Consider the following 6689-nt stretch of genomic DNA (forward strand, 5'->3'; position numbering starts at 1 on the left):
GTCGTTGTGCCGTCTCAGTGGTTGCGCATTATAGGGAGTTCTCGACGGCTGACAAGCGTTTATTACAAATAAATGAACGACAGCCGTATTTTTCAACAAAGCGTTCATTCCTGCTTCATATTGCCTGATAATGCGGCAAATTCATGGGCAAAACGCGTTACCTGTTCCCAGTCGGTGTACTCCACTTCTTTACTCGCATCCGTTTCGCCGCCGGTCATGCGCATAATCAGCTGGATCATAAAGCGATCGAAAAAGCCGTAACGCGGATATCGCAGCGCACCTGCGAACACGGCGCAACAGTCCGGCTGCCACGGTGAACTCAACAGAAACTTACGCGTATAGGCATTAGTCTGTGGCGTGCGCTTTTCTGGCTTGCGAGCCGTCAGGTTGACCGAGAAGAATCCCGAAGGCCTTTTACCAAGCTCGCTCAGGTGCTGCCTGACAAACTTGTCAACTTTAGGATGGAAATGACCATAGCGAATAGAAGCGCCAATCAGCACCCGATCGTACTTTGCCCAATCGATGTTATCCACCTGAAGAATATTGAGCGTATCGCATTCCTGATGCGCTTTAAGTTGATTAGCTATATAAGCCGCGATTTCACGAGTTTGCCCATCGCGGCTGGAATAAAGAATAAGTGCTTTCATAAGATCCAACGTTTGTTATTCGCGCCAGAAGGTTGGCGTAAACAAAACCAACAGCGTGAAGACTTCAAGACGACCAAACAGCATTGTCAGAATCAAAATCCATTTCGCCGTATCATTCATAGTAGTGAAGTTATCCGCTACTACCCCTAAACCCGGCCCCAGATTGTTCAGCGTCGCAGCTACAGCGGCAAAGGCTGAGAAATCGTCCACGCCCGTGGCGATAATAGCCAGCATACTCAGCAGGAATACCAGGGCGTAAGCGGAGAAAAATCCCCATACCGCTTCCAGTATTCTTTCCGGCAGCGCTCGCTGTCCCAGCTTAATCGTATAAACGGCATTAGGATGCACCAGCCGCTTCAGTTCTCGAGACCCCTGTTTAAACAGCAGCAGGATACGGATAACCTTCAATCCTCCGCCGGTCGATCCCGCACAGCCGCCGATAAAAGCAGAGCAAAGCAGTAGTACCGGCAAAAAGAGCGGCCAGCGAGCGATACTGTCTGTCGTGAAGCCTGCCGTCGTTGCCATGGAGACAACCTGAAAGAAAGCCTGGTTCAATGTCTGAAGCCCGCTTTGATAGATGTTGTGCGCCCAAAGCACCACCGTACAGATGATCACCAGGGTAAACTGCACGCCGATAAACATGCGGAATTCCGGATCGCGCCAGTAAACGCGTAGGTTACGCCCGCTGAGCAGCGTGAAGTGAAGACCGTAGTTACAGCCTGAGATAAGCAGGAAAATAGCAATAATGGTGTTAATGGTCGGACTGTGAAAATAGCCGATACTGGCGTCATGCGTGGAAAAGCCGCCAATAGCAATAGTAGAAAAGCTATGGCCGATAGCATCGAACAGCGGCATCCCGGCCAGCCAGAGCGCCAGCGCACAGATCACCGTTAACAGCACGTAAATCAGCCAAAGCGTTTTCGCCGTTTCGGCAATTCTGGGCCGCATCTTATTATCTTTCAGCGGGCCTGGCATTTCTGCGCGGTAAAGCTGCATCCCACCGACGCCTAAAATGGGCAAAATAGCGACGGCCAGCACGATGATCCCCATCCCGCCCAGCCATTGCAGCATTTGCCGGTAGAACAGAATGGCCTTGGGTAACGAGTCCAGCCCCACCAGCGTTGTCGCGCCTGTGGTGGTCAGGCCGGAAAAGGATTCAAAGAAGGCATCGGTGAGGGAAAGGTTAGGATGCTCGGCAAAGATAAAGGGCATCGCCCCCACGCTGCCCAACACCGTCCAGAATAGAACGACGATCAGAAAACCCTCTCGCGGTTTCAGCTCGCTTTTTTGCTTGCGGTTAGGCCACCACAGCAGTGAGCCTATCAGTAACGCCATAAAGAAGGTTTGCGTAAAGGCTCGTCCGGCGCCGTCACGATAGAGTAGCGCCACCAGGCCCGGCACGATCATAGTGCCCGAGAACAAAATGACCAGTAAACCCACGATGCGGGTAATGGCACGAAAATGCATGTAGCCTTTCCTTTCCTGACAAGGTGTTAGTCGATCGGGGCCAGATGAAGCGCCCCTCTGCTGAGATCGGTGAGATTACGCGTAAAGCCCGCTACCTGCGCATGAGGCAGCGCCAGCGTCAGCGAAACGCATTGTAAAAACTCGCTGTGCAGCACCTGGCCATGAAAACGGGCAACCATTCTTTCTATTTCCGCCAGCTGCGCGTAGTCGCAGGCCAGCGTAAAAGTCAGCATAGGCACTTTTCGTAAACGAGGCAGCAACTTCAACGCCTGCTGCACACCGCCACCGTAAGCTTTAACCAGCCCACCGGTACCTAACTGGATGCCGCCATAATAGCGCACCACTACCGCCGTTATCTCACCCACGCCGCTGCCCATCAGCTGAGCCAGCATGGGTTTGCCCGCCGTGCCGGAAGGCTCACCGTCATCTGAAAACCCCAGCTGCTGTGAATCGTCAGGCGCACCCGCTACCCAGGCCCAGCAATGATGCCGGGCAGTGGAATGCTCGTTTTTTACCTGCTGCACAAAAGCACGCGCGGCCTCCACGCCTTCGGTATGTGCCAGCAGCGTGATAAAGCGGCTTTTTTTGATCTCCTCACTGAAGCTGAACGTTTCAGCAGGAATGTCCCAGGCATCCATCAGTCCAGCTTCAGATCCCGGGTCATGTTTTCCACGCCCTGGTCGTGGATCACCACGTTGTCTTCGATACGGATGCCGCCGTAAGGCTTAAGCGCCTCAATGCGTGCCCAATCAAAGTGCTGGCTGAATCGGCCTTCACGCCATGGAGCAAGCAGTGATTCAATAAAGTAGATGCCGGGCTCAATTGTCAGCACCATGCGTGGTTCAAGGATCCGCGTGCAGCGTAAAAAAGGATACTGCTGCGGCGCGGCCAGATGAGTACCGCTGTCATCCTGCATAAACCCGGCCACATCATGCACCTGTAACCCCAGTGGATGCCCCACACCGTGCGGCATAAACGGCCCGGTAAGATTTTCCGCCACCATCGCCTCTTCGCTCAGCCCTTTTACCAGCTGATGTTTCAGCAACAGCTTTGCCAACCGCTGGTGCATCTGCTGATGGTAGTCGGTATAGCGTACGCCCGCCTTCAGCGTGGCAATCAGCGCCAGCTCTTCTTCATTCATATCCTGAACAAGCGCGGCATAATCGCTGGCGGGATCGTACGCATAGCTACGCGTCAGATCCGCCGCATAACCGTTATATTCCGTTCCCGCATCAAGCAGGAAGCTGCGCGGCTGTTCCGGCGGTAGATGATCAAGCTTAGTGTAGTGCAGCACGGCGGCATGCTCGTTCAGCGCCACAATATTGCCGTAAGGAACGTCGATATCGCGGTGTCCGGTAGCGCTGAGGTAAGCGATATTGATATCAAATTCGCTCATGCCGGACAGGAAAGCTTCCTTCGCCGCGCGATGACCGATCACCGCCGTCTTTTGCGCTTCGCGCAGGCAGTAAAGTTCGTAATCGGTTTTATAAGAACGATGATAATGCAGGAAGTCGATTACCCCTTTTGGGTTAATCGCGGCAGCGTTGATACCCAGCTGGGCAGCGCGCTGAGGTACCGGGCCGATATAAGCCACGTTTTCACGGTTCGTGGGCAGCAACTGCCCGATATCGTCCGGCTTTTTCAGCGCCGTGATATCCATACCGTCCGTCCAGAAGCTTTGCGGTAGCGGTTCAACGTTGTGCCAGTAATCTACCGGCGAGTAAAACCAGAGCTTCGGCTTATTCACGCCATCGATCCACAGCCAGCAGTTGGGCACGGTGGTCACCGGTAGCCAGGCTTTAAACTGCGGATTCACTTTGAAAGGGTAGTCGTGGTCATCCAGAAAAACCGTTAGCAGTTCACCGGAATGGATCAGCATGGCATCCAGCTTAAAGCGGGTCAGCACCTGTTGTGCACGCGCCTGTAGCGTATTCAGATGCGCCTGATAAAGGGCGCTCAACGAGTCCATCACTTTACCTCCGTTAATCACGTAATCAGGCGCATCTTAGCACGGTGAGATCGTTTTGCCGCGCCTGTGATCTTGTTTGCAAATAAGCAAACTCTCGTTTGCAAATAATTAACATCAACCTCACACTCTCGATCATCTGGTATGACCAGATCCCTTTAGCGCGGCAGCAGGAGAGAAGAATGCTTTACCAAGGCGACACCCTGACTCTGAACTGGCTGGAAAATGGCATTGCTGAACTGGTGTTTGATGCGCCCGGTTCAGTTAACAAACTGGATACGCAAACCGTCGCGAGCCTGGGCGAGGCAATCGCCGTACTGGAGCAGCTGCCAGAGCTGCGGGCGGTTTTGCTCAGTTCACGTAAGCCGGCCTTTATCGTCGGCGCGGATATTACTGAATTTTTATCGCTGTTCGCCGCTCCGGAGGAACAGCTGACACAATGGCTGCATTACGCCAACGCCATTTTTAACCGGCTTGAGGATCTGCCGGTTCCTACTCTGTCGGCCGTGCAGGGCTATGCGCTGGGCGGCGGCTGTGAATGCATACTGGCGACAGATTTCCGTATCGCCACGCCGGACGCGCGGATCGGCCTGCCGGAAACGAAGCTGGGGATTATGCCCGGCTTTGGTGGCTCCGTCCGTCTGCCGCGTTTGTTGGGGGCCGACAGCGCGTTGGAAATTATCGCCGCCGGAAAAGATGTTAATGCGCAAAAGGCGCTGGCGCTGGGACTGGTGGATGCCGTTGTGGCCGCTGATAAGCTGCGTGAGGCGGGCATCACTATCCTGCGCGAGGCCATTGACGCCAAACAGCCGTGGCGTGAACGTCGTCAGCCCAAGCTGCAACCGCTGAAGCTCAGCAGAATTGAAGCCATGATGAGCTTTACCACCGCCAAAGGCGTGGTGCTGCAAACTGCAGGCAAACACTATCCTGCTCCGCTGACAGCGGTAAAAACGATTGAAGCCGCCGCAACTTTGAGCCGCGATGAGGCATTGCTGCTGGAAACCCAGGCCTTTGTTCCGCTCGCTCGCTCCGACGAGGCTCGTGCGCTGGTCGGTCTGTTCCTTAACGACCGGGCGCTAAAAGCGAAAGCGAAAAAGCTGGCACAGGATAGCGCTCCCCCTCAGCAGGCGGCCGTACTGGGCGCAGGCATTATGGGTGGCGGTATCGCTTACCAGGCGGCCAGCAAAGGCGTACCGGTAATAATGAAAGATATTAATCCGGCCTCGCTGGAGCTCGGGATGAATGAGGCCGCGGGACTTCTGAACAAGCAGCTGACCCGCGGCAAAATCGACGCGATGCAAATGGCAGGCGTCATTGGCGCTATCCATCCGACCCTGAGCTATGACGGTTTTGATCGTGCCGATGTGGTCGTCGAAGCCGTGGTAGAAAATCCGCGCGTTAAAGCGGCGGTACTGGCAGAAACCGAGAAACATCTTCATCCGGATGCCGTGCTGGCTTCCAATACCTCGACCATACCTATCAGCCAGCTTGCTAACGCGCTGCAGCGCCCGGAAAACTTCTGCGGAATGCATTTTTTTAATCCGGTGCATCGTATGCCGCTGGTTGAGGTGATCCGGGGTGAAAAAACGTCCGATGCCACGCTGGCGAAAGTCGTCGCCTGGGCCGACAAAATGGGCAAAACCCCGATTGTGGTCAATGACTGTCCCGGTTTTTTCGTCAACCGCGTGCTGTTCCCCTATTTTGCCGGATTCAGCCTGCTGCTGCGCGACGGTGCGGACTATCGTCAGATAGATAAAGTCATGGAAAAAACTTTCGGCTGGCCGATGGGACCAGCCTGGCTGCTGGACGTGGTTGGTATCGACACGGCGCACCACGCGCAAAGCGTGATGGCTGACGGTTTCCCGAACCGCATGAAAAAGGATTACCGTGATGCCATCGACGTGCTGTTCGAGGCGAAACGGTTTGGACAAAAAAGTCAGGCAGGGTTTTACCGTTGGGAGAAAGACAGCAAAGGCAAACAGAAGAAAATTATCGATCCCGACGTCGAGAAACTGCTGCAAAGCGTCAGCCAGCCACAGCGCGTTTTCAGCGATGAGGAGATTGTGGCCCGGATGATGATTCCTATGATCAACGAGGTGGTCCTCTGCCTGGAAGAAAACATTATTGCTACGCCGGACGAAGCGGATATGGCGCTGGTGTATGGGCTGGGCTTCCCACCGTTTCGCGGCGGCGTTTTCCGCTATCTGGATACGCAGGGCAGCGCCCGTTTTGCCAGTCAGGCAGGATTTTTTGCCGCGCTCGGCGCGCTTTATCAGCTGCCTGCCAGCCTGCAGGAAAAAGCGCAGCATAAAACGCAGTGGTATCCCCAGGTTCAACCGGCCGATGCCGTACTGAAAACGGCATAAGGAAAGAGAAATGGAAAAAGTCGTGATTGTTGATGCCATCCGCACGCCGATGGGCCGCTCTAAAGGCGGCGCTTTTCGCCACGTCCGCGCTGAAGATCTTTCGGCACATCTGATGCGCTCGCTGTTGAGTCGTAACCCGGCGCTGGCAGCAGCAAATTTGGATGATATTTACTGGGGCTGCGTGCAGCAGACCCTGGAGCAGGGATTTAACATTGCCCGTAATGCCGCGCTGCTGGCGGAGAT

At 54.7% G+C, this 6689-nt stretch carries 5 protein-coding genes and 1 pseudogene; 2 read left to right on the plus strand and 4 right to left on the minus strand.

Features of this window, described 5'->3' with window-relative positions:
• Nucleotides 1–104 precede the first annotated feature (104 nt).
• Genes hemG through pepQ form a run of 4 tightly spaced genes read right to left on the minus strand, consistent with a single transcriptional unit; the run spans nucleotide 105 to nucleotide 4083 of the window.
• The gene (gene hemG / locus RTK32_RS16985) at nucleotides 105–647 is read right to left on the minus strand and encodes a menaquinone-dependent protoporphyrinogen IX dehydrogenase (protein ID WP_312046037.1); all 543 of its coding nucleotides are present in this window, start codon (nucleotides 645–647) and stop codon (nucleotides 105–107) included.
• 15 nt (nucleotides 648–662) lie between these two features.
• Nucleotides 663–2114, minus strand: coding sequence for a Trk system potassium transporter TrkH (trkH, locus tag RTK32_RS16990; protein ID WP_312046039.1), 1452 nt, complete (start codon nucleotides 2112–2114; stop codon nucleotides 663–665).
• 26 nt (nucleotides 2115–2140) lie between these two features.
• Nucleotides 2141–2752, minus strand: coding sequence for an IMPACT family protein (locus RTK32_RS16995; protein ID WP_312046041.1), 612 nt, complete (start codon nucleotides 2750–2752; stop codon nucleotides 2141–2143).
• A complete protein-coding gene (pepQ, locus tag RTK32_RS17000) occupies nucleotides 2752–4083 on the minus strand; it encodes a Xaa-Pro dipeptidase (RefSeq protein WP_312046045.1) in 1332 nt (443 codons plus the stop codon). The genes RTK32_RS16995 and pepQ overlap by 1 nt, the downstream gene beginning before the upstream one ends.
• A gap of 179 nt (nucleotides 4084–4262) precedes the next feature.
• Between pepQ and fadB the strand changes: the two genes are divergently transcribed.
• Nucleotides 4263–6446: a fatty acid oxidation complex subunit alpha FadB gene (fadB, locus tag RTK32_RS17005; protein WP_312046043.1), complete on the plus strand. Its 2184-nt coding sequence runs from the start codon at nucleotides 4263–4265 to the stop codon at nucleotides 6444–6446.
• 10 nt (nucleotides 6447–6456) lie between these two features.
• Nucleotides 6457–6689, plus strand: a pseudogene (fadA, locus tag RTK32_RS17010) (acetyl-CoA C-acyltransferase); the annotation flags it as partial.

This window comes from Erwinia sp., assembly GCF_031978025.1.
Lineage (GTDB): Bacteria > Pseudomonadota > Gammaproteobacteria > Enterobacterales > Enterobacteriaceae > Erwinia.

Excerpts from the sequence above, each read along its gene's own strand:
- hemG (WP_312046037.1), bottom strand. The coding sequence starts at position 647 with ATGAAAGCACTTATTCTTTATTCCAGCCGCGATGGGCAAACTCGTGAA.
- trkH (WP_312046039.1), bottom strand. The coding sequence starts at position 2,114 with ATGCATTTTCGTGCCATTACCCGCATCGTGGGTTTACTGGTCATTTTG.
- RTK32_RS16995 (WP_312046041.1), bottom strand. The coding sequence starts at position 2,752 with ATGGATGCCTGGGACATTCCTGCTGAAACGTTCAGCTTCAGTGAGGAG.
- pepQ (WP_312046045.1), bottom strand. The coding sequence starts at position 4,083 with ATGGACTCGTTGAGCGCCCTTTATCAGGCGCATCTGAATACGCTACAG.
- fadB (WP_312046043.1), top strand. The coding sequence starts at position 4,263 with ATGCTTTACCAAGGCGACACCCTGACTCTGAACTGGCTGGAAAATGGC.